Raw genomic sequence first — 26,209 nt, forward strand, 5'->3', positions numbered from 1 at the left:
GCAGGGCCGAATTTGTATTGAATGCCACAAGCTAGTCGATATTTGCCGGAGTCCTCCACATGAACAAAATGCTTGCCCGCCTCCTGATGGTGGCTTTTTGCAGTGCCTTGGTGCCCGCTGCTGCCCATGCAGCCGGGCCGTCCGAAATCCGTTTTGCCACTGAAGCGGGTTATCCCCCCTTCGAGTTTCTGGACCCCAGTGGCGAGCTGCAAGGCTTTGACATCGACATCGGCAACGAAATCTGTAAGCGCCTGCAAGCCAAGTGCGTGTGGATCGATCAGTCCTTTGACAGCTTGATCCCCGGCCTGCAAGCGCGCAAATTCGATCTGGCCAACTCCACCATGACCGCCACCGAGGCACGCGCCAAGGTGATCGACTTTAGCGAGCCCATGTATATTGTGCCGGTTCGCCTGGCCGCCCGCAAAGGCAGCGGTCTGGAGCCCACCGCCGAATCCCTGAAAGGCAAGCGTGTCGGTGTGCAGCAAGGCACCACCATGGAAACCTATGCGCGCCAGAACTGGGCCAACAACGGTGTCACCATCGTGGCTTACCCCAGCTACACCGACGCCTTCAATGACCTGGCCGGTGGCCGCGTGGACGCCACCTTCCAGGAAGCCCAGAATGCCGTTGAAGGCTTTTTGACCAAGCCTGCCGGTGCCGACTTTGAGCTGACCGGCAGCACCGTGGACGACAGCCCCATCCTGAACGAGCCTATCGCCATGGGTATTCGCAAGGGCAACAAGAAACTCAAGAAAACCGTTGATGAAGTTCTGCGTGAAATGAAGGCCGATGGCACCATGCAGACCTTTGCCGACAAATACTTCCAAAAAGAAAACATTCGCATCGCGCCCTGACCTGGATACCTGAACCATGTTGCTTTACGGTTATGGGCCGCAGTTGCTGGTCGGCACCTGGGAAACCATCAAACTGGCAGTGCTCTCGCTGCTGGTTTCCCTGGTGCTGGGTCTGGTCGCTGCCCTGATGAAACTGTCCCGCACCTCGCTGCTGCGATGGGTGGGCGGTTTGTATACCACCTTGATCCGGGGCGTCCCGGATCTGGTGCTTTTGATGTTGTTCTTTTTCAGCTTGCAAATCTGGCTGAACGAACTGACTGACTGGCTGGAATGGGACATGATCGAGATCGATCCCTTCGGAGCCGGTGTGGTCACGCTGGGCTTTATTTATGGTGCTTACTTTGCCGAAACCTTCCGTGGCGCCCTGATGGCTATCCCCAAGGGCCAAATGGAAGCGGGCAAAGCCTGTGGCTGGAGCGCCTGGCAAGTTCTGCATCGCATCCAGATTCCTCAGATGATGCGCTACGCCCTGCCCGGACTGGGCAATAACTGGCAAATCCTGCTCAAATCCACCGCACTGGTGTCCCTGATCGGCCTGAGCGATGTGGTCAAGATTGCGCAAAATGCCGGTAACGCGACCTTCAACTCCTTCCTCTTTGTGGGCATCACTGCCCTGATCTATCTGGGCCTGACCGCCGTCAGCAATATTGGACTGGGCTACCTGGAACGACGCTACAACATTGGCGTGAAAGGAGCACAGTTCTAATGGATGTTCTGAACGAATTCTGGCGCGCCTATCTGTACCAAAGCAATGGTCAGCTCTCGGGTCTGGCCATGACACTTTGGCTGCTGGTGATCTCGGTTGCCATCGGCTTTTTCCTGTCGATTTTCATGGCCATTGGCCGTGTCTCGGGCAAGGCCTGGCTATCGCGCCCTATCGGTGCCTTCACTTACTTTTTCCGTGGCACCCCCTTGTACGTGCAGATCCTGCTGATCTACACCGCCATGTACAAGCTGGCCATCGTCAAATCCGTACCTGCACTGGAAGCCTTCTTCATGAGCGGCTTCAATTGCATGATTCTGGCACTGACCTTGAACACTGTTGGCTACACCACCGAGATTTTTGCCGGAGCCATCCGCTCCATGCCTCCCGGTGAAGTCGAGTCGGCCCGTGCGTATGGCATGTCCGGCTGGACCTTGTACCGCCGCGTGATTCTGCCGCAAGCCCTGCGTCGTGTGCTGCCTGCTTACAGCAATGAAGTGGTGCTGATGCTGCATGCCACCTCGCTGGCTTTTACCGCCACCGTTCCTGACCTGCTCAAGATCGCGCGCGATGCCAATGCGGCCACCTACCAAACCTTTACCTCCTACGGGATTGCTGCACTGATTTACCTGTGCGTGTCCTTCATTCTGGTGGGCATTTTCCGTATCGTGGAAAAGCGCCAAATGGCATTCTTGAATCACTGAGTGCTGAGGTGCTGAGGTGCTGAGGTGCTGAGGTGCCGAACAAGAAAAAAGGGCCGCTTTCACAAGCCGCCCTTTTTTTCTTTAGCGATACAGCTGGCCGTGTCAGTCCCCCGTGTGATCCAGGTTCTGATAACGCATCTGGCGCCCCATCACACCGGCCATCATCAAAAAGAAAGTCAGGCCGCGACGCACTTCCGGCTCCTTGGCCAGTCGTATCAGGCCCATCAGGGTCGGTGTGGTCTCCGTGGCCCGCACCTGATCCGAAGCCATACGTGCCGCATTTCCAACCGACCAGGCGGCCCCTATGCCCTCCTCAAAGCCCTTCATAAGCTTTTCGAGCATATAGTCGTCCGTCATATCCACCAGATCGGCCAGCAGGGACACCGCATCCACCACCCGATTCAAACGACCACCGGCCAGCAAAGGTTCGATCTTGCCGATCAGTTCATCCAGGCCCTTGATGCCCGGATCCTCTCCAAGCAGGCTTTCCAGGGCGGAAGGGGACTTCTGAGCAGCGCCCGCATCACCGGGATTCAAGGATTTATCCGATACCGAATTCATCTGTCTCTCCTGAATTAGACCAAGCCACGGGCCACGGCCCAGTAAATACCCCGGTTAAAACCCTTGCGCAGCAGTCCACCCAGTTTGGTGGGCGGCGTGGGATGCACATCCTCCTTGTAGTCGTACCAGAGCGGCATACCGCCCTCCAGACCCATTTGGGCTACCGCCACCACCCGGCCATCGTATTCGTCGCTGGTGCGCCCAAATCGCAACTCTGAGGCCAGGTTGTTGACCACTACGGGCGATTGGTTATGGCAGGAGCCGCCCGCTTTACTGATAGGCAGGTCCACCGTGTCACCCAGCACGTATACATTGTCCAGCCCCAGCACCTTCATGGTTTGGTGATCGGTGGGGACCCAGCCTTCGTTGTCGGCGGCTTGAGAAATCCCCGAGTCACGCACAGCAGGCACCGCCGTAATGGGAGGAGTCGCCATCAGGAGGTCGAACGGCTCTTCTGCGCCCTCTTCGGAATAGGCAATCTTGCGTTCAGGGTCTACACGGCTCAGGGTAAAACCGCGTTGATGCTTGATGTCACGATCCTCAAAAATGGGCGGCAAGACCTGACAAACCTCGTTCTGCATGAACAGGCAGTTACGCAAAAGCTGGGAGGTCGTGGGATAGGTATAAGCAATCTCTACCTTGTCGCGTACACCACGACGACGCAGGTACTCGTCCAGCATCAAGGTTGTTTCTACCGGTGCAATACCGCACTGGTGAGGAACGTTATGAGTTTTGGGGAAGGTGACCGTTACCAGCACACGGCCCTTTTCCAGCTTGCTCAGGCGGTCCGCCAATTGGCGCGCAGGCGCATGCTGATAGAAATGATCACCGCCCTCTTTCAGGCCTTCGATTTTTTCCGGTGAGGGGACGCAGCCGGTAGACAGAACCAGGTAGTCATAGTCGATCTTCTTACCACTGGCGCAGTGCAGACGGCTGGCCTTGAAGTCAAAACCACTGACTTCCTCTAGCTGAAAATCAATTTCGGGGCGCAAAAGTGAAATTTGCGGACGTCGCAACTCATCCCGAAAAAAAGCATCAAACGCCACGTACATAAAAGCGGGCTTGTAATAATGCCAGGGAGAGTTGGACAGCATGGTAATGCGGACTTTACCAGAACGAATTTCCGGGTATAGCTTGGTCACTAAATGATTGGCGGTCATCGTACCGCCAATACCACCACCTACAATCACAATATGCTGCACCATCAGTATTCTCCTTAATGGGGGAAACTGCGCACCGGCTCTTGCAATGAAAAAATCTTTTCAAAAACAAGAAGATGCCCAGCTACAACTGAGACTTTGCAAAGCGAGCTTGGTAATGTGTCCAGCCAGTTTGTATCAAGCAGGTATTAAGCAGAAATTAAAGCAACCCATCAGACTCAATAAGCCACTTAATCAATTTTATTTATCCCACACCCTTTCTTGAATTTAAAAATCAAGCTGGGGTGCTTATGCATACACCCCAGCTTTTTAATACCGCGTTCTAAATCCGGCTGACGCCAACCATAGTAAGACAAAAAAAACGCCTGCATCAAGCAGGCGTTTTCTCGTATCGCTAAACCCGAAAAATTAACTTTCGCGTTGGCTGCGACGGCGCTCGTGTTCTTTCAGGTAACGCTTGCGCAGGCGAATGGACTTGGGAGTCACTTCAACCAGCTCGTCGTCATCCAGGAAGTCCACGGCGTATTCAAGAGTCAGACGAATAGGTGGAACCAGATCAATGTGCTCGTCCTTGCCGGAAGCACGCACGTTGGTCAGTTTCTTTTCCTTGATGGGGTTAACCACCAGGTCATTGTCGCGGCTGTGAATACCGATGATCATGCCTTCGTACAGGGCATCACCCGGGGACACGAACATGCGACCACGATCCTGCAGCTTCCACAAGGCGTAGGCCACGGCATCACCGTCGTCCTGGCTGATCAGCACGCCGTTACGACGCTCGCCCACCGTGCCTTCACGCATGGGGCGGAACTCGTCAAAGGTGTGGCTCATCAAGCCGGTACCGCGTGTCAGCGTCATGAACTCGCCCTGGAAACCGATCAGGCCACGGGCGGGAATACGGTACTCCAGACGTGTACGACCACGGCCGTCAGCAACCATATCCTGCAAGTCACCGCGACGGCGACCCAGTTCTTCCATCACGCCGCCTTGGTGGCCGTCTTCGACGTCCACGGTCAGCTGCTCGTAGGGCTCCATCTTGACGCCGTTCTCTTCACGAATCAGCACGCGTGGACGCGACACGGCCATTTCATAGCCTTCACGACGCATGTTTTCGATCAGAATGGTCAAGTGCAATTCACCGCGACCGCACACTTCAAACACGGTGTCGTCGTCAGTTTCGTTAACACGCAAAGCCACGTTGGACTTCAATTCACGGTCCAGGCGATCACGCAACTGACGGCTGGTCACGAACTTGCCTTCACGGCCTGCCAGAGGCGAGGTGTTCACCATGAAGTTCATGGTCAGCGTAGGCTCGTCAATGCGCAGCAAAGGCAGAGCTTCCTGGTGAGCAGGATCGGTCACCGTGCAACCAATGCCCAGCTCTTCAATACCGTTGATCAGCACGATGTCGCCGGCTTCAGCTTCATCTACCGATACACGCTCCAGGCCCTTGAACTTCAGAACCTGATTGATACGGCCTTTGATGACTTCGCCATCAGGACCAAATTTCACGACCACGTCCTGGGCAGCGCGCACGCGGCCACGGTTCACACGGCCTACACCGATCTTGCCCACGTAGGAGCTGTAGTCCAGCGAACAGATCTGCAACTGCAACGGTGCGTTGACGTCGTCCTCACGCTGGGGCACATGCTCCAGGATAGCGTCGAACAAAGGACGCATATCGCCTTCACGCACGTCTTCGGTCAAACCGGCGTAGCCCGACAGACCCGATGCGTAAATGATGGGGAAATCCAGCTGTTCGTCGGTCGCGCCCAGTTTGTCGAACAAGTCGAACGTGGCGTTGATCGCGAAGTCAGGACGGGCGCCTGGACGGTCAACCTTGTTGACCACCACAATCGGACGCAGACCCAGTTCCAGAGCTTTGCGAGTCACAAAACGGGTTTGAGGCATGGGGCCTTCAACCGCATCCACCAGCAACAACACGCCGTCAACCATGGACAGCACGCGTTCGACCTCACCACCGAAGTCAGCGTGACCGGGGGTGTCGATAATGTTGATGTGGGTGCCTTCGTATTCAACGGCACAGTTCTTCGCCAGAATGGTAATACCGCGTTCTTTCTCGATATCGCCCGAGTCCATGACACGTTCGGAGATATGTTCGTTGTCACGGAACGTACCTGCCTGTCTCAACAATTGATCGACCAGGGTGGTCTTCCCGTGGTCAACGTGGGCAATAATGGCCACATTGCGCAATGCGCGTCTCATAACTCATCCTTCTGATTGAAGTTTTTTGGGCAAAATCTCGGTAGGCAAGCTCTCGATGGCCAGCAAGGCCGACATCGGGTCTTCCATCGCCTGCAACCCGTCCAGGGTGTAGGCGTCGTCGATATGAAAAGGTCCTAATTCTGTCCGGCGCAAGGCCGTCAGATGGGCAAAACACCCCAGAGCACGTCCAATGTCTTGCGCCAGGGTCCGGATATAGGTTCCCTTGCTGCAACGTACAAACAAACGCGCCGATTGCGGCGTAAAGTCTTGCACCTGCAAATCGTGAATCACGAGATGTCGTGCCTCACGTTCCAGCTCTATACCCTGACGGGCATATTCATACAGGGGCTTGCCATCGCGCTTGAGCGCGGAATACATGGGCGGCACCTGGGTAATGGGTCCTCGGAAAGCAGGTAGAACTGCTTCCAGCGCCTCGAGGGTGACACCGGCAAAATCTGCCGGAGCCTGGGACACCACATTGCCGGTCAAGTCACCTGAATCGGTTTCCTGCCCAAACTGCAAGGTAGCTTCATAGGCTTTGTCTGCTTCCAGCATCGTGGCGGAAATCTTGGTAGCCCGGCCAAAACAGCAAACCAGCAGGCCCGTTGCAAACGGGTCCAGGGTTCCAGTATGGCCAGCTTTGCGGGCATCCAGAGTGCGGCGGGCACGCTGCAAAGCGTGGTTGCTGGACATTCCGTCGGACTTGTCCAGTAGCAGCACACCATCAATCAACTGCCCGCGTTTTCGCGTAGCCATCGTGTGTCAATCCGTGAAGAAACAACAGCCGCGTCAGGGCTGTTCGTCTGGCTCGTCCGATTTGGAAGCAGAGCCAGTCAATTCGCTATCGGCCTGGTTGGCGCTGTCGATGAGCTTGGAGAGCTCCATGCCGCGTTCCAACTGTCGGTCGTGATGAAAATGCAGAGTAGGAACCGTGTGGATGTGCAGCAGCTTGAACAGCAGCGAGTGCAACCAACCGGCCTTCTCGGTCAAAGCCGCCTGAGCGACTTCGGGCTCGGCGCCCAGCACCGAGTAATACACTTTGGCGTGTGCGTAGTCTGGAGACAGCTCCACGCCGGTCAAGGTAATCAGACCAGCGCGGGTCATGTCGATCTCGCGCTGGATCAGAACCGCCAGATCCTTCTGGATCTGGTCGGCCAGGCGCAGGTTGCGCCCTGGGTTTGGTTTGGACTTGTGTCGTGCCATAAATTACAGTGTCCGGGCGATCTCTTTGATCTCGAAGATCTCAAGCTGGTCGCCCACTTGGATGTCGTTGTTGCCACGCAGCGTGATACCGCAATCGAAGCCGGAACGCACTTCCTTGACGTCGTCCTTGAAGCGGCGCAGGGAATCCAGGTAGCCACTCCAGTGCACGACGTTGTTGCGCAGCAAGCGAACTTGCGAATCGCGACGGACCACGCCTTCGGTAACCATACAACCGGCGATATTACCAATACGCGACACGTTGTAGACTTCGCGGATTTCAACCATACCGATGACTTCTTCGCGCTGCTCGGGAGCCAGCATGCCGGACAGGGCTGCTTTGACCTCGTCAACCGCATCGTAAATGATGTTGTAGTAACGCAGATCAATGCCGTTGGCTTCAGCCAGTTTCTTGGCGCTTTGCTCGGCACGGACGTTAAAGCCGATCACTACCGCGTTGGATGCAATCGCCAGGTTGACGTCGCTCTCGGAGATGCCACCCACGGCGGCGTGTACAACCACCACACGCACTTCGTCGGTAGAGAGCTTGACCAGCGACTGTACCAGCGCTTCTTGCGAGCCCTGAACGTCGGTCTTGATGATGAGCGACAGGGTTTGCATGCCTTCGCCCAGATTGTCGAACATGGACTCCAGCTTGGCGGCCTGTTGACGCGACAGTTTCACATCACGGAACTTGCCTTGACGGAACAGCGCGATCTCACGAGCTTTACGCTCGTCAGCCATCACAACCAGTTCATCACCCGCAGCGGGCACTTCAGTCAGACCCTGGATTTCTACAGGAATCGACGGACCAGCCGAACTCAGCGACTTGCCGGTTTCGTTCAGCATGGCGCGAACGCGACCGAAGGAGGCGCCGACCAGCACGCTGTCACCACGGTTCAAGGTACCGCTTTGAACCAGGATGGTGGCCACAGGACCGCGGCCCTTGTCCAGACGGGCTTCAATAACCGTACCCTTGGCAGGTGCGTCAACCGGAGCTTTCAACTCCAGCATTTCGGCCTGCAGCAGCACGTTTTCCAGCAATTCGTCGATGCCCTGGCCGGTCTTGGCCGACACAGGAATAAAGGGCACATCGCCACCGTATTCTTCAGGCACCACTTCTTCGGCTACCAGTTCCTGCTTGACGCGTTCCGGGTTGGCTTCAGGTTTATCAATCTTGTTGATCGCCACCACCAGCGGCACGCCAGCGGCGCGAGCGTGGTGAATGGCTTCACGGGTCTGGGGCATCACACCGTCATCGGAGGCCACCACCAGAATCACCACGTCAGTGGCTTTGGTACCGCGAGCACGCATGGCCGTAAAGGCTTCGTGACCGGGGGTGTCCAGGAACGTGGCCGTGCCACGTTCTGTCTTGACGTTGTACGCACCGATGTGCTGTGTAATACCACCGGCCTCGCCCGAGGCGATCTTGGCACGACGGATGTAGTCCAGCAGCGAAGTCTTACCGTGGTCAACGTGACCCATGACAGTTACCACTGGAGCACGGGGCTTCAGTTCGGCGTCGTTCTGAGCATCGGTATCGACCAGGAAGGCTTCAGGATCGTCCAGCTTGGCAGCAATCGCCTTGTGACCCAGTTCTTCGACCAGAATCATGGCTGTTTCCTGATCCAGAACCTGGTTGATGGTAACCATCTGACCCAGCTTCATCAGGTGCTTGATCACCTCGGCAGCCTTGACGGCCATCCGGTGAGCCAGATCGCTGACCGAAATGGTTTCCGGCACGTGCACTTCACGGGCAATGAATTCTGCCACTTGTGGTTCACGGCGCTCGGCCTGAGCGTTGCGGCCACCACGACCACCCTTGCCACGACCTGCCTTGGCATTGGCTTTCCAGCCTTCACGACCACCGCCGGCACCGGCGGAAGCCACATCAGCCTTGGAAGGCTGCTTCTTGCGGCTGGCATCGCTGGTCCAGCCAGGGGTGCTGTCAGTCTTGACGGGTTTGCCCGGGGCCTTCTCGGTCTTGGAGCCTTTGGCGTCTTTCTTCTGAGCGCCCTTGGCACCTGCCTTGCTATCAGCCTCTGGCTCGGGAGCACGCAAGACCTTACGAGGACGGTTCAACATATCGCGCAACGCAGCGGCTTCGGCCTCTGCGGCCTTACGGGCGCGATCACGATCCTGGTCTTGCTCCACATCGGCGGCAACAGGAGGAATCACCGGGCCACGCACTGCACGGCGCTGACCAGTAGCGGCCATATCCCGAGGTTTTCCAGTCGAAGTGGGCGTTTTAGTCCCTTGAGGGTGCTGATTTTTATTCACAGAGTTAGCTTGACGGGCGTCGTTTACAGATTTAGTAGGTTCCACGGGCTTTTCTTGGGCCGTAGGAGAGGGAGCCGATTCGGCCTTTTCCTGAACAGGCGCTGCCGCGGCTTCGGATGGCTCCGTTGCAGCAGGTGCTTGTTCCTGAGGCTGAGGCTCGGGTTTCTTTGTATCTTCCTGAGCAGCCTCAACGGGCTGTGCAGGAGCAGCAGGTTCGGGCGCAGGCTCGGCAACAGGAGTCGGCTCGGGAGCAGCGACCACTTCGGGCTCAGGCTCTGGCTTGGGCTCAGGCTTGGACTCGACAGGGGCTTGCTCTTTCACAGGAGCTTCAGGAGTTGCTGCCACAGGATCTACGGGCTTGCTGACAGGCACGGCAGGCGCCTGTTCAACAGCTTGCTTTTCCTGACTAGCCGCCTGGGCCTGAGCAGCTTGCTCCTTTGCATTTTCCTGTGCCAATGCCGCATTGGCTTCTGCCACCAGCTCGGAGGGATCACGCTTTACAAACACGCGTTTTTTGCGTGTTTCCACCTGAATCGTGCGGGAGCGACCCGATCCGTCATCCTGACGGATCTCCGATGTTTGACGGCGAGTCAGGGTGATCTTGTTGCCTTCCTGACTGCCGTGTGAGCGGCGCAACGATTCAAGCAGCTTCGCCTTATCCGAATCAGTGATGGCGTCATCAACTGATTTGAGCTCAATACCTGCGCTACGCAACTGCTCCAGCAGAACATTCGCAGGCATTTTCAGTTCTTGAGCGAACTGGGCGACAGTGTTACTCGACATTCGACTCTCTCTTGCTTTACTACAACTATTCTTAATGAATACAACGCGCGGGACCTAGCTAGACATATCAGGCCTCGTCGTCAAACCAGTGGGCACGGGCACGCATGATCAGTTCGCTGGCCGCATCTTGCGCCAGGCCGGTCATCTCGGACAGTTCGTCCGTTGCCAGTTCCGCCAGTTCATCCAGCGTTGTAATCTCGTTTTCGGCCAGTACGGCGATCAGCTCAGGCGTCATGCCCTCGACTCCTGCCAGTTCCTTGACCGCGGTCTGTACCAATTCTTCCTTGGCGATGGCCTCGCTCAGCAGCGCATTGCGGGCGCGGGCACGCAGCTCGTTGACGGTTTCTTCGTCAAAGGCTTCGATGTCCTGCAATTCCTGCATAGGCACATAAGCGATTTCTTCCAGACCGGTAAACCCTTCGTCGATCAGAATATCGGCCACGGCTTCGTCCACATCCAGACGGGACATGAAGGTAGCGCGCAATTCTTCGCGCTCTTCATCCTGACGGTTGCGGCTTTCTTCCGGTGTCATGATGTTGATCTGCCAGCCCGTCAATTCCGATGCCAGACGCACGTTCTGACCACGCGAACCAATCGCCTTGGGCAGGTTTTCTTCGTCTACCACCACATCCATGGCGTGCTTGTCTTCGTCCACCAGAATGGATTCGACGTGCGCCGGTGCCAGAGCACCGATCACGAATTCGGCCGGATCATCGGCCCACAACACGATATCGACCTGCTCGCCGCCCAGTTCGTTACGCACCGCAGTAACGCGCGAACCTCGCATGCCCACACAAGTACCGATAGGATCGATACGCTTGTCGTAAGCAATAACAGCGATCTTGGCGCGCACACCCGCATCACGGGCAGCGGCCTTGATTTCCAGCAGGCCCTGTTCGATCTCGGGTACTTCGTTCTCGAACAGTTCTTTAATGAATTCAGGTGCTGTACGCGACAAGATGACCTGCTGGCCACGTGCTGCGTAGTCCACCTTCTGTACCCAGGCGCGGACACGGTCGCCCACGCGGATATTTTCCTTGGGGATCATTTCCGAACGAGGCAAACGTGCTTCGATCTTGCCCATTTCGATAATGGCATCGCCCTTGTCCATACGCTTGACCGTACCGGAAACGATGGTCTCACCACGCTCCAGAAAGTCGTTGAGCACTTGCTCGCGCTCGGCATCACGGATTTTTTGCAGGATGGCCTGCTTGGCAGCCTGGGCACCGATACGGCCAAACTCGATAGGCTCGAGTGGCTCTTCGATGTAATCGTCCACTTGCAGCTCGGGATCGATCTCCTGGGCGTCCGACAGCATCTCCTGCTTGTCGGGCTCTTGCAGACCGGCCTCGTCGGGCACGACCAGCCAGCGCCGGAAGCCTTCGTGGGCGCCGGTTTCCCTGTCGATTTCCACACGGATATCGACATCTTCCTTGAAGCGCTTTTTCATGGCCGAGGCCAAGGCGCTCTCGAGCGCGGTGAACACGACATCACGCGCTACGGATTTTTCACGCGCCAGCGCATCGACCAGCAATAGAATTTCGCGACTCATCGCTTCTTACCCTTGAAATCAAGAACGGGATCCAATTTGGCACGATCCACCTGGTCATAGGTGAATTCGACCTGCGTCAGCTTGCCCGATGCTTCGTCCAGTTCCAGCCTAAAAACGGTATCCAGCGGAACACTAGCCGGTAGCGCCCCTTCAGGAGCGTGGAGCGTACCCACAAACACTTTCCGATTGTCGAGCGCCTCGTGCAGGCGCACCTGCACCCGACTGCCCGCAAAGCGCACGTAATCGCCAATACGCAACAAGGGGCGATCTATTCCCGGCGAGGCCACTTCCATGCGCTTGTAATCCACGTTTTCCACTTCGAAAACGCGTGATAATTGTTTAGACACCCATTCACAGTGTTCGATACGCACCCCTTCCGGGTGATCGATGACGATGCGTAACAAGCCTAGCGGCGCACGCTCCACGTCCACCAGTTCGTACTCGGTACCCGCCAGGGTCTCTTGTGCCAAAGCTAGAATGTCTGCCATAAAATCCAAAAAAATGGGCTGTACGCCAGCCCATGGTCACCATGCACGCTTGAGAATCAAGCGGGCCCTGGTCTTGCGCATTGCCAACGTCAAATCGGGATAGTTGCAGGCGCAACCGAACCGGATGATCCACGCGGTCTCTGCCTTGAAAGACCGCCCTATTCGCTGGCGCGCAGCATCAAAAAAGACCCAGCCGACACAAACGTCTCTGAGCCAAGTTCTATATTCTACCAGAAAACCGGAAAATACGTGCATTCACACGGCCTTACAGGCCCAAACCGCAGGGTTCGGGCCACAAACTCAAAGTCCGTGCGTCCTGGCTTTACCGGCGCCCGCGTCCCAGGTGGGATTCATGGGCCGCCGAGCTGGCTGGTTGCCAGTCATCATCACGACGGCTGACACGGCGCACCACCGTTGTTTTCTTCACATGAGCCTTGGGCGTTTGCCCGGCTCCGGCACGATCGGACGCGCCGCGACGGGCCGAAGGCGCACGTCCTTCCTGAGCACCGCGAGCGTGACCACCACGGGCCTGATCACCACGCCCCTGCTCACCGCGCGCCTGGTCGCCACGCGCTGGACGGCGGCCATTGTGCACACGCGCACCTTCCTGCGAACGCCCCTCGCGACTGCGACCTTCATGCGCGCGTCCTTCCGAAGAACGCCCTTCCGCCGAACGACCGCGTTGCTGGCCACCACGTACACCCTGACCGCTACGTGGAGCACCACGCCCTTGACCACCGTGTTCACGACGACCACCATCAGGATGGCCATTGGCCAGACCACCGCTAATGAACAAGGCACCGCTGACGGATTCGTTTACACGCACATTATTTGAGGAGCGACCGCGACCTGCCACACGACCACCACGCCCCATGCGAGCACCACTCAGACCGTTGTGCTCCAGCGTACCGAAACCGGGAGGCAAAGCGCTGTCGTGGGACAGAGGTTGACGTTCGCGACGCTGGTGGGTGCCTTCGTCATCCGACTCTTTCACCAGCCCCAGGCGCAGCATGAATGCCATCACCACATCAGCATCCAATTCTTCCCAACGGCCACGGCGCAGATTTTTAGGCAGACCCACATCCCCAAAACGAGTGCGAATCAGACGGCTGACCGTCACACCCATCGCTTCAAACATACGGCGCACTTCACGGTTACGGCCTTCATGAATAGTGACGCGATACCAACGGTTGCTGCCTTCGCCACCCAAAAATTCGATCATGCCGAACTTGGCCACACCGTCTTCCAACTGCACGCCATCGCGCATGGATTGCATTTGCTCTTCGCTCAGCTCACCCAGAACACGTACAGCGTATTCACGCTCGGCACCGTAGCGCGGATGCATCATGCGGTTGGCAATATCACCCGATGTCGTGAAGATCAGCAAACCCTCGGTATTCAAATCCAGTCGACCGACCGACAACCACTTGCCCACTTTCAGGGAAGGCAGGCGACTAAACACGGTGGCACGGCCTTCGGGATCGTCGTGCGTGACAATTTCGCCAGCCGGCTTGTGATACAGAATCACGCGCGGAGGACGCTTGGTGTTGGCACGATTGATCAGTTGACCATTGATACGCACCTTGTCATCGGCACTGACACGTTGACCGATATGGGCAGGTTCGCCATTCACGGAGACACGACCTGCAACGATCAGCTCTTCCATATCGCGGCGCGAACCGATACCGGCTTCAGCCAGCACCTTGTGCAATTTAGGCTGCACCAAGTCGCTGCCCATGTACTTACCCAGGCGCTGCGACAAACGACTTTGCTTGTCCAGATGGCTGAATGCGATGTCATCATCACCATCCAGAATCACAACCGGAGCGTCGTCAGCAGGGTTGGAGTAACGAGCGGCCTGGGTGTTGCCTGGTCGCTTGTTGGCGCCACCGCGTGTATCTGGACGACGACCAGCAGCCGCAGGTTTGCGTCGATTGTTTTGTGGGCGAGCTGGGCGGGCCTTGGCCTCACCAGGAGCGGCCGCCTGGACCTCTTCATTCTGGCGGGGAGCCGACTCTTGCGTGGCATCGCCACGACGGCGGCGAAACGGCGTGCGCAGCTTGCGCCCCTGGCCCTTCGCGCGGGGATTCTTGGGGTCGGCCGCGCCAGAGGCGTCCGACATGGAGGCTGTGTTCGTCTCGTGCGAATCAGTCATTTTTAATCATTTACTCCAGAGTTTTTTATTTCGTCCGGTACCTGTATATCCGATAGGCCAGCCGCAGCCTGGGCCTCATCCACGGGGTCCGGTGTCGTATTCACTTCAGCTTGTTCGGTTTGTGGCAGCTCCGCTTCTGAAACTGCCTCAAGCAAATCGTCCTGACTGCCTGGCTCGGAATCCAGTTCGGACTCCAGCTCAAGCTGAGCAACAGAGGCCTGTAGCGGCTCCATGCTCACTTCCAAAGCAGCGTCTTGCTCTGCTTCTAGTTCTATTTCTTGCCCTGCTTCGGAACCAGTTTGCTGCCCAGCCACAGATGCAGACTCTTGCTCTGCACCCTGCTCTGCCGCTTGCTCCTGGCTCTGATCCTGATGATCCCCACCCTGCTGTTGATCTTGCTGTTGATCCTGTTGCTGATCCCGTTCTTGATCCGATTCTTTGTTCTGCTCCTGATCAGCCGACGCAGCTGCTTGCCCGTTTGGCAAGGAAGCCAAGGCATCCAGGGAGTCCAGAGTTTCAACCGAAGGCAACTCATCCAAAGAGCGCAGACCCAGATCATTCAGAAACTGACGGGTCGTTCCCAGCAATGCCGGGCGTCCGGGCGCATCACGATAGCCCAGCACTTCAATCCAGCCCCGATCCTCCAGGGTACGCACAATTTGAGTCGATACGCTCACACCACGTATGTCTTCAATATCCCCACGGGTAACAGGTTGCCGCCAAGCAATAATCGCCAAGGTTTCCAGCACGGCCCGCGAATACTTGGGCGCGCGCTCCAGACTAAGACGGGACAAAAACACTTGCATGGCCGGGCGACTTTGAAAGCGCCAACCCGAGGCAACCTGAACCAATTCCAGGCCACGCTCTTTCCAATCCAATTGCAAGATAGCCAGATAACGGCGCAGATCATCCGCGCTCAGCGGCGGGGAGACAAACATTTTGCGCAACTCGGCGCTGTTCATGGGCTGCTGTGCACACAGCAAAGCCGTCTCCAGGACTCGGATTATTTCACTTTCAGTCACTGCTGGGAAGCCTCACTTTCTGGCGATACTTGCATAAAGCAAAAATTCCATGTTAGTATTTATCTTTTCCGGCGCGGGGTGGAGCAGCATGGTAGCTCGTCGGGCTCATAACCCGAAGGTCGTAGGTTCAAATCCTGCCCCCGCAACCATCACCCGGAACTGCTTAGCAGAATCAAACAAGCCAGCCAATTTGTGCTGGCTTTTTTGTTGCCCGCTGTTTTGATCTGCAATCTTGCGCGCGGCGCAGCCCACAGTCAGAACACGCAGGCCAGCCATCAGCAATGTGGCAACAACCCCAGCCCAAACAAAGGCCACCACAGCAGCCGCAGCACGCATCCGAATCACCATCGTCGCCATCATCGGGCTTTTTTTCATCGGGCCGGAAGCGCACGCAAGCCCGCCGCCCTGGCTCAAACCAGAAACAGCCGCTTTAAAAGCAATTAAAAATGTTGTGTAAGCACACATGCTGATGATGAGTATGTCCGCAAGCCCTATCGGACTGGATTTGAATTGGCGCTCCTGATTGGCGGAACGCGAAAACAGCACAACAACGTTTGGGGCAATAACTGATCGGGGCGACAGGTCTACATTGTCAAATGCCAACATCAAGGCACCAACAGACCACCGCAGGGCTTATCGATTGCCTAAACCTGAAGCAAAGCCAGAAACAGAGAAATTCGTTTTGCCGGGACATCCCGCCTAGTAGGGGAGCCGACTGCTATCAAAGCCAGATGCCAGCCATCAAGAACTGGTCGCTATACAGGAAGCCGCTTGCGCGTTTGAACTTTTTGAAATGCCAGTCCGGCTGAACCTGTAAGCACAGTTCGTATTACACCATTGCGACCAGCAAGACGCAAGAAAATTGAGGATCGTTTTATCCAGCCTTTATGCCCCTTCCAGCGGCAATCGCCAAATATTAATGAAATAAACACGCCACACTATGTACATAATCAAAAACTATGTTATAGTTATTTTTCTGACGCGGGGTGGAGCAGCATGGTAGCTCGTCGGGCTCATAACCCGAAGGTCGTAGGTTCAAATCCTGCCCCCGCAACCAAATTCATTTATCGGCCTCTTGCAGATAAATTTGAAAAAACCGGATTTATTCCGGTTTTTTTTATGCCCGTTGTTTTTAAATAGTCTGGTTTCCTCAAAACAATAAACACGGCGTACCCACGACAAGCCCTCTTCCTGCAGTAACTCCCACCCCGCTAGTACGCCCCCATCTACTTCAAGCACGAAATTTTCTTGACGGCCGCAGTCTCACCGTGCGATAAACCTTCCCGTGCGGGTGATTAGCCAGCTTGAGCATGACCAGAACACAGAATAACAAGTCAGCTCCAGCCCCTCTAATCGCGCTTCAAATCCCGCCAATCAGCTTGTTTGTGCGTGAACACAGTGACGCCTCATGGGCGTGGTCTACGCTGCACGCTCACGCCTCACAGCCAAGCTGAGTTTCAAGAAAGACGAAATCCCTTACGAAAGCCAGGCCACCTCTTCTCCAGCGTTGGAGCCAAGTACGTGCCTGCGCGATCCCAGGATGAGTCGTACTTTTTGCAGTCACTCACACACAAGCAGAATCGGCTGGAGACAGCCGACTAAAGGATCAAGACATGAAACGAGTACCCGCAATCGCAGGGGCCGCTCTGGCCTTGCTGATGGCCAGCACCAGCACCTTTGCTGCCACCACCTATTTGACTTGCGAGTTTGCCGACCCGTCGGGCAAGCCCCAGGTTTTCAATTTCGCCCTGGATCAAGAGGCTGGCACCTTTGGGGTGTACGCTCCTGCTTCGGGCAGCGAAAGAATGGAGCGAGGCACCTTTGCCGACAACAAGGCCAGCCTGAATGAAGGCGCAATTGCCTGGGAGATTGACTTGGCAAGCGGCACCATCATCCGCGATCGCCGCATGGTAGGCGAAAAAGACCAGGGCAGCTGCAGCGCCATTTCTGCCGAGCGCAGTGGCTTCGAGCAGTAACCCCCCCTCCCCGAAAAGACCTGTCTCTGTCCCTTTCCCCAGGGGCAATGCAGCTTATCTCTACAGCGCGAAAATGAAGAAACTTACAAGTATTGTGATCCTGGGCGCGATCGGCATTGCCATCGGCGCCTACGCCAGCGGCCAATTCAACACCTGGCTGCCACAGGAAATGAAGGTCGGCACCTCTGGCAGTTCCCTTCTGGGCAATGGTGAAGTGAGCCTGCAAAAGCAGGATATGCAACTGGCCGAGAAACTGCAGCCAGTAATTGCCTGCCTGAATGACGTCGCCAGCCCCTTGAGCCAGCATGCCCAGAAATACATCAAGGAATATCAGAACCTTGTCGCTACCCCCGGCTCCACCCGCATTGCCGCCAGCTTCAAGATCAAGGTGTACGAGCAGAACAACTCCATCTCGCGCGAATGCATCACCCAAATGCGCAATGCCATCGCCATGCCGCCAGCAGACGCTGGACTGGACAAGCCTGGTCAAGTGTTTGCTGACACGCTGGAAAAGCTGATTCCCGTCATGAATGAAGCGGATCTCTATTACAGTCGCAAGGACAATATTGACGACCAGATGAAGAAAGGCCGCGAGCTGGACGAGCAGATCATGCCTCTGTTCATCAGCTTCTTTGATGCGGAAGACACGCTCAGACAAACAGTCTCGGAGCGCAATCACAGTCTGCGGGAAAAACAGTTGGTGGCGATTGAAAAGGCTTACGGCACCGAGAACTTTGCTTGGCACACGCTGAATGTCTCTCTGGCCGCCCGCCGCGCCGTTGATGCCATCAGCACGTTGGCAGAGTCCGAGCAGCTCACTGGCCAGTCCATCGAGAAAATCGAGCAAGCGTATCAAGCCGCCTTCGACAAGGCTGATGCCTTTGCCAAAGCACATCCCGACACCAAAACGCAGCTGGGCAACGCGCCCAAGTGGTTTGCCCTGTCCAGCAACTTCAATACCTTCCTGGTGGGCTTGAAGGATCTGCGCCGAGCCCTGGCATCGGACGCAAAGCAAGCCAATGTGGAGTACCAGCTCTCCAAGCTGGAGAACGACTACAACAGCATGATCAGAAACTACAACATGCTACCCGACGCCTGACGAAACCAGGCTAATGGCTGCGTTTTCCGTAAGCAGGAGAGCGCAGCCTGCGCACTGGCAATGGCAGACCCCAAGCAAGATGGGGTTGGTCCGGTATTACAGGGCCTCCCGCCACCAGGGCCAAACGCTCATTAGCGCGCCGCGTCATCCTTGCGAAGATCGAAAAACCGCAAACCATCACGCAGACGATCACGCAGCCAGACATAGACAGACGGGGCTTCTTGCCCTGTATTGAATCTGGCTTGCACCTTCATGCCAGACATCAATTTACGCACCTGATCCACAGACAAGCCAGACTCCAGACGTGCCGCTGGCCAAGGGGGATCCATTGTCATATTCAACGACAAGCGCCCTTGAGGCGCGGGTAGCTGAGCAATAAATGCCAGCAAGGCATCGCGGCTGTCCCGATCCGCCACCGAGTCAGGCATCAACTGCACGGAAGTGCGTGCGGCCAACAAGGCCTTCTCAATACCGGGGCGCGGGTCTTCGTACATGCTCATGTTCATCACCAACGCAGGCATGATCATGGACTGGATCAGATTCTGATTATCCAGGTACAGATTCAGACTTTTAAGCTCTGCCTGCTCAAGATCATCGGCACCCAAGGGGCGTCCTGCGGCCGACACAATCCCGAATTGCGCCTGAGCACGAACCTCACGCAGGTACTGACTACGCAGTCGAACCTGCTCCAAATTCAATTGTGCCAAGGCCGAGTCCCACTTGTACTTGAAAGTAAAATCCATAGGCTTGGCTTGCAGGCGCATTACGTAGTCCTGCCCTGGCAAACGTCCCGTCAGAACATAGATCCCGCTTACTTGTAGATCCATGGAGTCTGGAATAACTTGCCGCTCGGACAAGGATGCCAAGCCTTCATCACGCAAGACCAGCTCATCAAAGGCCAGCAGCATTGACGAAAAACCGGCCGACCATTGTCCATTCCGAACCAGACAAGCCCCCTCCTGATCCTGCATCTGCAGCTCGTCGCCGGATTGCGGCTGTAAAGCGACATAATTACGCAAATACTCACAAGCAGGACCCGCTTGAGCCGAACCTGCCAGCACCATCCACGTACCCAGCGCCAAGGTAATTTTCTTCATGAATTCCTCTTATTGGGCAAGCGCTGGCAACAATACCAATCAAGCCTTCCCTTTGTATGAAACGCTGGCTAGTATACAAAGCCGTCAGGGTCTATGCCCTAGCCCTGTTTCAAGTTGAGCTTACCGACGTACTCCTTGCCATGGTCAGCACTGAACCGATCCAATTTTCACTTTGCACACAGCTGAGTCAGCTCGACGCAGCACACTGGGACGCGCTCTCTGGCCATCACCTGTTGCTCAGTCATGCTTTTCTGACGTCATTGGACGAAGCTGGCTGCGCCATTCCACAGACAGGCTGGTCGCCACATTACCTCTTGATGCATCGTGGACAGACGCTGTCTGGTGCCGTGCCCCTGTATCTGAAGCACCATTCGCGCGGCGAGTATGTGTTTGATCAGGGCTGGGCTCAGGCTTATCAACGCCATGGGCTGGACTATTACCCCAAGCTGCTCAGTGCCGTCCCCTTTACGCCCGTTAGCGGCCCACGTCTGCTGGCGCACACACAAGAGGATCGCATCCTGCTGGCCAGGCAACTGATCCAGCTGACGCAAAGTAATCAGCTGTCCTCTGTGCATGTCCTGTTCCCGAATCCGGAGGACAGGCAAGCTCTGGAGCAGGCGGGCTTCATGATTCGCCACGATGTGCAGTTTCACTGGCAGAACCAGGACTACGCCAGCTACGAAGACTTTCTGGCCTCCCTGACCCAGCAAAAGCGCAAAAAAATGCGACAGGACAGCCGCAAGGTTTACGAGCAGGGGCTGTCCTTTGAGCACAAACAGGGTCAGGAGATTAGCGAGCAGAACCTGGACTACTTTTACCAGTGCTATGCCAATACCTATCAGGAGCGCGGACAACGCCCCTATCTGAATCGGCATTTCTTTGCGCGCCTGCACGAACAGCTACCCGACTCTCTGGTACTGATTCTGGCGCAACAAGATGGGCAAGATGTAGCCTGCGCCCTGTCGCTGCGGGACGGGCACACACTTTATGGACGTTACTGGGGCTGTACTCGATACGTGCCAGGCCTGCATTTCGAGACCTGCTACAACCAGGCAATTCAGTTCTGCATTGCGCAGCAACTGCGTTTCTTTGAAGGCGGTGCTCAAGGGGAGCACAAGCTCTCGCGAGGTTTGCTGCCCACTCCCACCAGCTCGGCGCACTGGATTGCTGACCCCCGCTTTGCCCACGCCATTGAAGAGTTCCTGCATGAAGAAGCGGGCCATGTGGCCCGCTATCAGGAAGCACTAAACAGCCATACCCCGTTTAAAACGCTGGCAAGCTAAAAATCAGTCTTTCTTGTCTTTGCCTGGTGGCGCAAAGGGAAAGACCGAGAACATTTGCCGGGTCTGATCCTGCATCTGGTCCTGCATTTGCACAAACAGATTCTTGCTTTGATCGATATAGCTGTTCATGACGGTTTGCATCACAGGCGCCTGTATGCTCATGAATTGCGCCCAGGCTTCCGGGCCGAACTGACCGCCGTAGACGCCTTTGGACTGTTCGGTCATGCGCTCCTGGATTTCCATGAAGGCCTGAATGTTCTTTTCCAGATACGAGCCCATCACCCCCTGCATGGCATTGCCATAAAAGCGGATGATCTGCATCAGCACCGGAGTGGAGAACATGGGGATACCCCCGCTTTCTTCCTCAAGAATGATCTGCAACAGAATACTGCGCGTCAGGTCCTCGCCGCTTTTGGCATCGACGACCGCGAACTCCTCTCCTGACAGGACCAGTTGCTTGACATCGACCATAGTGATGTAAGCGCTGGCCTGCGTGTCGTACAAGCGACGATTGGGGTATTTCTTGATGAGTCGAGGGGATCCCATGCTGGTGCTTACTTCCTAATCTATAAATCAAAAACACGCGCTATGCACTGCAACAAGCCTTAGCTCATGTGCAAGCCACCGTTCAAGGAGAAATCCGCACCCGTGGCAAAGCCGGAATCACCCGAGGCCAGCCAGGCCACCATGGAGCCAATTTCATCCGGTGTACCCAAACGGCCCACTGGAATGGTCGCCACGATTTTCTCCAGAACGTCGGGGCGAATCGCACGCACCATGTCCGTACCAATATAACCGGGGGAAATAGTATTGACCGTCACCCCCTTATTGGCAACCTCCTGGGCAAGAGCCATGGTAAAGCCGTGGATCCCGGCTTTAGCCGTGGAGTAGTTGGTCTGCCCAAACTGCCCTTTCTGCCCGTTCACTGAACTGATGTTGATGATGCGGCCCCATTGGCGCTCTACCATGCCATCAATGACTTGTTTGGTCACGTTGAACAGGCTGTTCAGGTTGGTGTCGATTACCGCACGCCAGTCTTCCTGGCTCATTTTACGGAAGGTACCGTCGCGTGTAATCCCGGCATTATTGACCAGAACATCCACACGACCAAACTCGGCAAAGACCTTTTTAAAGGTTTCAACGGTCGAGTCCCAGTCTGCTACGTTGCCCACCGAAGCATGAAATGTGTAGCCCAGCTCGGCCTGCTCGCCCAACCATTTCTGAAAATCACGGTTGGGGCCGCAGCCTGCAATAACGGTAAAACCGTCTTTGGCCAGACGCTGACAAATGACTGTCCCTATCCCTCCCATACCACCAGTGACGTAAGCTACTTTGCTGCTCATATACTTCTCCTGAAAGGGGTGACAAAGCTCGATCCCTGGGCCGGCCCGGGCAATGAAAAAGCCTGGCGTCGGGATAATGGAAGCAGGCAGACCGCCCTGCTCCCGAAACCTGAAAAATTGAAAATTAACTGGCGCGCACTTTCACATAACTGCCGGGCGCATCCTCCAGCACGGGATAACGCGCATGGCCCAGACGACGTTTTGCGCGACGCCGCGTACCCGACAAGAGTGCAAGCCACGCAATCCAATCGGACCACCAGCTACCAGGTACGGACTGAGCCCGCTCCATATACTGCTGGGCATCCAGCGTGGCGACTGGCTCGCCATCTTGTAGCACCCAGTAATTACGGCGCTGCTTGGCAGGCGGATTGATCACGCCTGCGATATGACCCGAGGCTCCCAGCACAAAACGATGCTGGGCCGCAGGCAAGGCCTGCAAGGACGCATAGGCCGACTGCCAGGGCACGATATGGTCTTCTTTGGAGCCATACAGGTACACAGGCAAATCCAGTTGGCTCAGATCGGCGCGGTGCGCCCCCACGGGGACACCACCTTTTTGAACCAGACGATTTTCCAGATAGGTGTTGCGCAAATACCAGGTAAAGAAAGGACCGGGCAAATGGGTGCCGTCGGAGTTCCAGTACAGCAAGTCAAAGGCAGGTGGTTTTTTACCCTGCAAGTAGTTACTGTTCACATAGTTCCAAACCAGCTCGGCGGGGCGCAGGAAAGAAAAGGTACTGGCCAGCTCACGGGCATTGAGCAATCCACCCTGCCCCAACTGCCACTCCCGAAACGCAACCTGTGCTTCATCGATAAAGACATTCAGCATGCCCACGTCGGTGAAATCCAACATGGTGGTCAGCAAGGTCATGGAAGCGGCTGGGTCCTGACCTTTATCGCGTGCCAGTGCCAAAGCGCTGGCCAGCAAGGTGCCACCGATACAAAAGCCCAGCGTATTGATTTTTTCCTGGCCCGACAGCTCCTGGCTGACACGAATCGCCTCCAGCACGCCCTGCTCCAGATAATCCTGCCAACTCAGTGCATGGATATGGGCCGCGTCATTCGGCTGGGGATTGCGCCAGGACATCAGATATACCGTCAGCCCCTGATCCAGAGCGTGGCGTACAAAGGAATTCTCCGGCTGCAGGTCCAGAATGTAGAACTTGTTAATGCAAGGCGGCACGATCAGCAAGGGCACGGCATGGACCATGCTGGTAGTAGGTGCGTATTGAATCAGTTGAAAAATATCGTTCTGGAACACCACGGCACCGGGGGTGGTTCCCACGTTTTGCCCCAGTTGAAACTGGCTTTCATCCGTTTGTGTCAGACGGCCTTTTTGCCAGTCGTCCATAAAATTGGACATCCCTTCCAGCACGGACTGGCCGCCCGTATCCATCATCGTTTGCAGGGCCTGGGGGTTGAGCATCAAATAGTTGCTGGGCGACATGGCCTCAGCCCACTGCATCATGGAAAAGCTCAGGCGCTCACGCTGCGCGGCTTCCAGCTCCATCGAGTCCAGCATCTCGTTCATGGCCTGAACGCTAAGCTGCCAGATATGGGCATTGAACAAGGCGGTGGGATTGCTCTGCCAGGCGGCATCCGCAAACCGGCGATCCTGGGGAGGTGGCAAGGCACCGCGCTGGGCCTGGTCCCACAACTCCTGCCACTGTTGCATATAACGAGCTTGCAGTTCAGCACAGCGGGTGGCATCGATCGGTTTGCCAAAACCTTGAAAAGCTCTGTTGTTACTCGACATCTGCCACCTGTAAACGAATTGCAAATACGCTTAGAGCATGACGTTCGTAACAAAAGCAGTCAATTGGGGTAATTAATTAGGCTGGCACGCCAATAGACGGAATTAAAGATTCCATATCGTATTTAATACGATCAAAAAACCGTTAAAGCAGGTTCAAGCGAGCAATGGTGGCTTGTCGGCCGGTCAAGGGCGAGCGGCGGTAGGAATAAAACAATCCATTCTCTTGAAACGTACACAAGCCACTTAAGTGCACGGTCATTTTTCCAGGGCTTAATTTTTCCAAACGGTGGCGGGCAATACCGGGCAAATCCGCCTGCCATTTTCCAGGACGCTTTCCCTGAATAAAAAAGGCGGCCAATTCCGGCTCATCCTGAACATAGGCATCAAAGACCTCCTGCCCGACTTCGAAGTGCTCCTGACTGATTGCCGGACCAATCCAGGCTTGCCAGGATTGCGCTTGGGGACAACGGGCGGCCATCGCCTGCCAGGTACGCTCCAGGACTCCGGCTTGCAGACCACGCCAACCGGCATGGGCCACACCCAATACCTGAGATTGCTCGTCCCAGATCACCACCGGCAGGCAATCGGCGGTCAGAATGGCCAGGGTACGATCCCGGCGTGTAGTGATGGCAGCATCAAACTCTCTGGGCACGGCAGGCAACACATCCTGATCTGCATCCAGCACATCTGTGCCGTGTACCTGTGCCAGCCAGACTGGCTCCGAAGCCAGGAAGTCCGCCAGCCGCTGGCGATTTACCTGCACCCGCTCCGGATCGTCGCCGGTATTCAGGCCCAGATTCAGGCTGTCACGCTCGTCCTGGCTGACGCCCCCAGCCCGAGTCGTACAGAAATAAAGCAGCCCCGCTTGTTCGGGGCCGCTAACACCAGGAATCAGCTTTGAGTGTGCCATTCAATCGCCTCTGCAACAGACTGATAGTCAGACGGTGGCTCCGCCGAGAAGCGACGGCGCTCGCCCGTATCGGGATCATCAAACTCCAGCACATGGGCATGCAGCATTTGGCGCTGCGCCCCCGCGACAACGCGGCCACCATATAAGGTATCGGCCAGCAGAGGATGCTTGATTGAGCTCAGGTGGACACGAATCTGGTGGGTACGCCCTGTCTCCAGTCGGCAAGCCACCTCGGTCACCGCTTCCTCGCCTGCATAACCCTGACGCAACATTTGATAATGCGTTACAGCATGCTTGGGAGCGACGGACGGCCCAGTACTCATGCGCACTGGCACGCGCAAATCGCGTCCAATCGGCTCATCGACCGAGCCCTGGCCCGGCAAGACGCCATGGACCAACGCCAGATACTGGCGTCCCATGCTACGCTCTTGCAGTTGTCGGACAAAGTGAGTTTGTGCGACTTCCGTGCGGGCCACGACCAGCAAGCCGGAAGTGTCTTTGTCCAACCGGTGTACAACACCGGCACGGGGTACCTGACGCAGATTGGGGAAGCGAAACAGCAAACCATTGAGCAAAGTGCCACGCCAGTTACCCGCGCCAGGATGCGTGACCAGACCCACTGGCTTGTTAACCACCAGCCAGGAGTCGCTTTGAGCCACAATCTCGAAGTCCACGTCATCGGGTTCGAAGGCCATGTCTTCTGGGGCCTGTTGCTCCCAGACCAGCACGGTATCACCGGGGTAAACCGTATGCTTGACCTTGACGGCCTGGCCGTTGACGAGAACATGCCCACTCTCGACCCAGGACTGTAGACGGCTGCGCGAATGCTGTGGCAGTAAACGCGCTAAAGTCTTGTCCAGACGATCGGGAGACGCAGTGATGGGAAGGATAAAACGCAGTGCGTCGGAAGAAACAACACTATCTTTTTCAGTATCTGTGTCAGGCATGGCGACAAATCATATAATTGAGCAGCAATGCTAACACCAAGGACGCTTTTGTGACTCGCCTGAACCTGAACTTGCCACGTATTCGTGGTACCAAGCTGGCCCACGTAGCC

22 protein-coding genes and 2 tRNA genes are annotated in these 26,209 nt (G+C 56.2%); 8 read left to right on the plus strand and 16 right to left on the minus strand.

Features of this window, described 5'->3' with window-relative positions; genetic code table 11:
- Positions 1-59 precede the first annotated feature (59 nt).
- From ACFPDR_RS09735 to hisM, 3 genes are read left to right on the plus strand one after another with little or no spacing between them, the layout of a single operon-like run.
- Positions 60-854 carry an ABC transporter substrate-binding protein gene (locus tag ACFPDR_RS09735; RefSeq protein ID WP_009457593.1) on the plus strand — a complete coding sequence of 265 codons (795 nt, stop codon included), beginning with the start codon at positions 60-62 and terminating at the stop codon, positions 852-854.
- 16 nt (positions 855-870) lie between these two features.
- Positions 871-1,560 carry an ABC transporter permease gene (locus ACFPDR_RS09740; RefSeq protein WP_009457595.1) on the plus strand — a complete coding sequence of 230 codons (690 nt, stop codon included), beginning with the start codon at positions 871-873 and terminating at the stop codon, positions 1,558-1,560.
- The gene (gene hisM / locus ACFPDR_RS09745; RefSeq protein WP_022983563.1) at positions 1,560-2,261 is read left to right on the plus strand and encodes a histidine ABC transporter permease HisM; all 702 of its coding nucleotides are present in this window, start codon (positions 1,560-1,562) and stop codon (positions 2,259-2,261) included. Before ACFPDR_RS09740 ends, hisM begins: the two co-directional genes overlap by 1 nt.
- Before the next feature lie 102 nt (positions 2,262-2,363).
- Here the strand turns inward: hisM and ACFPDR_RS09750 are convergent, their stop codons facing one another.
- The 10 genes from ACFPDR_RS09750 to scpB all read right to left on the minus strand — a co-directional run bounded on the left by ACFPDR_RS09750 (position 2,364) and on the right by scpB (position 15,628).
- Positions 2,364-2,822: a DUF1641 domain-containing protein gene (locus ACFPDR_RS09750; RefSeq protein ID WP_035270768.1), complete on the minus strand. Its 459-nt coding sequence runs from the start codon at positions 2,820-2,822 to the stop codon at positions 2,364-2,366.
- A gap of 14 nt (positions 2,823-2,836) precedes the next feature.
- Complete coding sequence (locus tag ACFPDR_RS09755; RefSeq protein ID WP_035275100.1) at positions 2,837-4,027, minus strand: NAD(P)/FAD-dependent oxidoreductase; 1,191 nt, start codon at positions 4,025-4,027, stop codon at positions 2,837-2,839.
- Positions 4,028-4,390: 363 nt separating this feature from the next.
- Positions 4,391-6,208, minus strand: a complete 1,818-nt coding sequence (typA, locus tag ACFPDR_RS09760; RefSeq protein ID WP_009457601.1) for a translational GTPase TypA — start codon at positions 6,206-6,208, stop codon at positions 4,391-4,393.
- Between the two features lie 3 nt (positions 6,209-6,211).
- Positions 6,212-6,964: a tRNA pseudouridine(55) synthase TruB gene (gene truB / locus ACFPDR_RS09765; RefSeq protein ID WP_022983561.1), complete on the minus strand. Its 753-nt coding sequence runs from the start codon at positions 6,962-6,964 to the stop codon at positions 6,212-6,214.
- Positions 6,965-6,997: 33 nt separating this feature from the next.
- On the minus strand, positions 6,998-7,411 hold the full coding sequence (gene rbfA / locus ACFPDR_RS09770) for a 30S ribosome-binding factor RbfA (RefSeq protein WP_009457603.1): 414 nt from the start codon (positions 7,409-7,411) through the stop codon (positions 6,998-7,000).
- A 3-nt stretch (positions 7,412-7,414) separates the two neighbouring features.
- The gene (gene infB, locus ACFPDR_RS09775; protein WP_060185744.1) at positions 7,415-10,471 is read right to left on the minus strand and encodes a translation initiation factor IF-2; all 3,057 of its coding nucleotides are present in this window, start codon (positions 10,469-10,471) and stop codon (positions 7,415-7,417) included.
- A gap of 67 nt (positions 10,472-10,538) precedes the next feature.
- Positions 10,539-12,023 (minus strand): transcription termination factor NusA, encoded by a 1,485-nt coding sequence (gene nusA / locus ACFPDR_RS09780; RefSeq protein ID WP_035270771.1) that lies wholly within the window; start codon positions 12,021-12,023, stop codon positions 10,539-10,541.
- Complete coding sequence (rimP, locus tag ACFPDR_RS09785; protein ID WP_009457607.1) at positions 12,020-12,511, minus strand: ribosome maturation factor RimP; 492 nt, start codon at positions 12,509-12,511, stop codon at positions 12,020-12,022. The genes nusA and rimP overlap by 4 nt, the downstream gene beginning before the upstream one ends.
- A gap of 322 nt (positions 12,512-12,833) precedes the next feature.
- A complete protein-coding gene (rluB, locus tag ACFPDR_RS09790) occupies positions 12,834-14,666 on the minus strand; it encodes a 23S rRNA pseudouridine(2605) synthase RluB (protein ID WP_376911075.1) in 1,833 nt (610 codons plus the stop codon).
- A gap of 2 nt (positions 14,667-14,668) precedes the next feature.
- Complete coding sequence (scpB, locus tag ACFPDR_RS09795) at positions 14,669-15,628, minus strand: SMC-Scp complex subunit ScpB (RefSeq protein ID WP_374697900.1); 960 nt, start codon at positions 15,626-15,628, stop codon at positions 14,669-14,671.
- 132 nt (positions 15,629-15,760) lie between these two features.
- Between scpB and ACFPDR_RS09800 the strand changes: the two genes are divergently transcribed.
- From ACFPDR_RS09800 to ACFPDR_RS09815, 4 genes are all read left to right on the plus strand, one after another.
- A tRNA-Met gene (locus ACFPDR_RS09800) sits at positions 15,761-15,837 on the plus strand.
- 831 nt (positions 15,838-16,668) lie between these two features.
- Positions 16,669-16,745, plus strand: a tRNA-Met gene (locus tag ACFPDR_RS09805).
- Between the two features lie 556 nt (positions 16,746-17,301).
- Positions 17,302-17,664 (plus strand): hypothetical protein, encoded by a 363-nt coding sequence (locus ACFPDR_RS09810; protein ID WP_376911076.1) that lies wholly within the window; start codon positions 17,302-17,304, stop codon positions 17,662-17,664.
- A gap of 73 nt (positions 17,665-17,737) precedes the next feature.
- The gene (locus tag ACFPDR_RS09815; RefSeq protein ID WP_376911077.1) at positions 17,738-18,763 is read left to right on the plus strand and encodes a DUF3829 domain-containing protein; all 1,026 of its coding nucleotides are present in this window, start codon (positions 17,738-17,740) and stop codon (positions 18,761-18,763) included.
- A 131-nt stretch (positions 18,764-18,894) separates the two neighbouring features.
- On the opposite strand, the gene ACFPDR_RS09820 is transcribed toward ACFPDR_RS09815, so the two are convergent.
- Positions 18,895-19,860 carry a hypothetical protein gene (locus ACFPDR_RS09820; RefSeq protein ID WP_376911078.1) on the minus strand — a complete coding sequence of 322 codons (966 nt, stop codon included), beginning with the start codon at positions 19,858-19,860 and terminating at the stop codon, positions 18,895-18,897.
- A 140-nt stretch (positions 19,861-20,000) separates the two neighbouring features.
- Between ACFPDR_RS09820 and ACFPDR_RS09825 the strand changes: the two genes are divergently transcribed.
- A complete protein-coding gene (locus tag ACFPDR_RS09825; RefSeq protein ID WP_376911079.1) occupies positions 20,001-21,143 on the plus strand; it encodes a GNAT family N-acetyltransferase in 1,143 nt (380 codons plus the stop codon).
- Between the two features lie 3 nt (positions 21,144-21,146).
- Here the strand turns inward: ACFPDR_RS09825 and phaR are convergent, their stop codons facing one another.
- From phaR to ACFPDR_RS09850, 5 genes are all read right to left on the minus strand, one after another.
- Entirely contained in the window at positions 21,147-21,689 is a 543-nt protein-coding gene (gene phaR, locus ACFPDR_RS09830; RefSeq protein WP_009457627.1) for a polyhydroxyalkanoate synthesis repressor PhaR, read from the minus strand.
- A gap of 59 nt (positions 21,690-21,748) precedes the next feature.
- The gene (gene phbB, locus ACFPDR_RS09835) at positions 21,749-22,486 is read right to left on the minus strand and encodes an acetoacetyl-CoA reductase (protein ID WP_088450794.1); all 738 of its coding nucleotides are present in this window, start codon (positions 22,484-22,486) and stop codon (positions 21,749-21,751) included.
- A 124-nt stretch (positions 22,487-22,610) separates the two neighbouring features.
- Positions 22,611-24,242, minus strand: coding sequence for a PHA/PHB synthase family protein (locus ACFPDR_RS09840; RefSeq protein ID WP_376911080.1), 1,632 nt, complete (start codon positions 24,240-24,242; stop codon positions 22,611-22,613).
- Between the two features lie 142 nt (positions 24,243-24,384).
- Entirely contained in the window at positions 24,385-25,152 is a 768-nt protein-coding gene (gene pgeF, locus ACFPDR_RS09845; protein WP_254002824.1) for a peptidoglycan editing factor PgeF, read from the minus strand.
- Positions 25,134-26,099: an RluA family pseudouridine synthase gene (locus ACFPDR_RS09850; RefSeq protein ID WP_026484310.1), complete on the minus strand. Its 966-nt coding sequence runs from the start codon at positions 26,097-26,099 to the stop codon at positions 25,134-25,136. Before ACFPDR_RS09850 ends, pgeF begins: the two co-directional genes overlap by 19 nt.
- Positions 26,100-26,209 lie beyond the last annotated feature (110 nt).

Source organism: Alcaligenes sp. GCM10023179 (genome assembly GCF_042653705.1).
Classification (GTDB): domain Bacteria; phylum Pseudomonadota; class Gammaproteobacteria; order Burkholderiales; family Burkholderiaceae_B; genus Alcaligenes; species Alcaligenes phenolicus.

Bases quoted from the DNA above. Each gene is read 5' to 3' on its own strand.
- ACFPDR_RS09735 (WP_009457593.1), top strand. From the start codon at position 60: ATGAACAAAATGCTTGCCCGCCTCCTGATGGTGGCTTTTTGCAGTGCC.
- ACFPDR_RS09740 (WP_009457595.1), top strand. From the start codon at position 871: ATGTTGCTTTACGGTTATGGGCCGCAGTTGCTGGTCGGCACCTGGGAA.
- hisM (WP_022983563.1), top strand. From the start codon at position 1,560: ATGGATGTTCTGAACGAATTCTGGCGCGCCTATCTGTACCAAAGCAAT.
- ACFPDR_RS09750 (WP_035270768.1), bottom strand. From the start codon at position 2,822: ATGAATTCGGTATCGGATAAATCCTTGAATCCCGGTGATGCGGGCGCT.
- ACFPDR_RS09755 (WP_035275100.1), bottom strand. From the start codon at position 4,027: ATGGTGCAGCATATTGTGATTGTAGGTGGTGGTATTGGCGGTACGATG.
- typA (WP_009457601.1), bottom strand. From the start codon at position 6,208: ATGAGACGCGCATTGCGCAATGTGGCCATTATTGCCCACGTTGACCAC.
- truB (WP_022983561.1), bottom strand. From the start codon at position 6,964: ATGGCTACGCGAAAACGCGGGCAGTTGATTGATGGTGTGCTGCTACTG.
- rbfA (WP_009457603.1), bottom strand. From the start codon at position 7,411: ATGGCACGACACAAGTCCAAACCAAACCCAGGGCGCAACCTGCGCCTG.
- infB (WP_060185744.1), bottom strand. From the start codon at position 10,471: ATGTCGAGTAACACTGTCGCCCAGTTCGCTCAAGAACTGAAAATGCCT.
- nusA (WP_035270771.1), bottom strand. From the start codon at position 12,023: ATGAGTCGCGAAATTCTATTGCTGGTCGATGCGCTGGCGCGTGAAAAA.
- rimP (WP_009457607.1), bottom strand. From the start codon at position 12,511: ATGGCAGACATTCTAGCTTTGGCACAAGAGACCCTGGCGGGTACCGAG.
- rluB (WP_376911075.1), bottom strand. From the start codon at position 14,666: ATGACTGATTCGCACGAGACGAACACAGCCTCCATGTCGGACGCCTCT.
- scpB (WP_374697900.1), bottom strand. From the start codon at position 15,628: ATGAACAGCGCCGAGTTGCGCAAAATGTTTGTCTCCCCGCCGCTGAGC.
- ACFPDR_RS09810 (WP_376911076.1), top strand. From the start codon at position 17,302: ATGAAACGAGTACCCGCAATCGCAGGGGCCGCTCTGGCCTTGCTGATG.
- ACFPDR_RS09815 (WP_376911077.1), top strand. From the start codon at position 17,738: ATGAAGAAACTTACAAGTATTGTGATCCTGGGCGCGATCGGCATTGCC.
- ACFPDR_RS09820 (WP_376911078.1), bottom strand. From the start codon at position 19,860: ATGAAGAAAATTACCTTGGCGCTGGGTACGTGGATGGTGCTGGCAGGT.
- ACFPDR_RS09825 (WP_376911079.1), top strand. From the start codon at position 20,001: ATGGTCAGCACTGAACCGATCCAATTTTCACTTTGCACACAGCTGAGT.
- phaR (WP_009457627.1), bottom strand. From the start codon at position 21,689: ATGGGATCCCCTCGACTCATCAAGAAATACCCCAATCGTCGCTTGTAC.
- phbB (WP_088450794.1), bottom strand. From the start codon at position 22,486: ATGAGCAGCAAAGTAGCTTACGTCACTGGTGGTATGGGAGGGATAGGG.
- ACFPDR_RS09840 (WP_376911080.1), bottom strand. From the start codon at position 24,242: ATGTCGAGTAACAACAGAGCTTTTCAAGGTTTTGGCAAACCGATCGAT.
- pgeF (WP_254002824.1), bottom strand. From the start codon at position 25,152: ATGGCACACTCAAAGCTGATTCCTGGTGTTAGCGGCCCCGAACAAGCG.
- ACFPDR_RS09850 (WP_026484310.1), bottom strand. From the start codon at position 26,099: ATGCCTGACACAGATACTGAAAAAGATAGTGTTGTTTCTTCCGACGCA.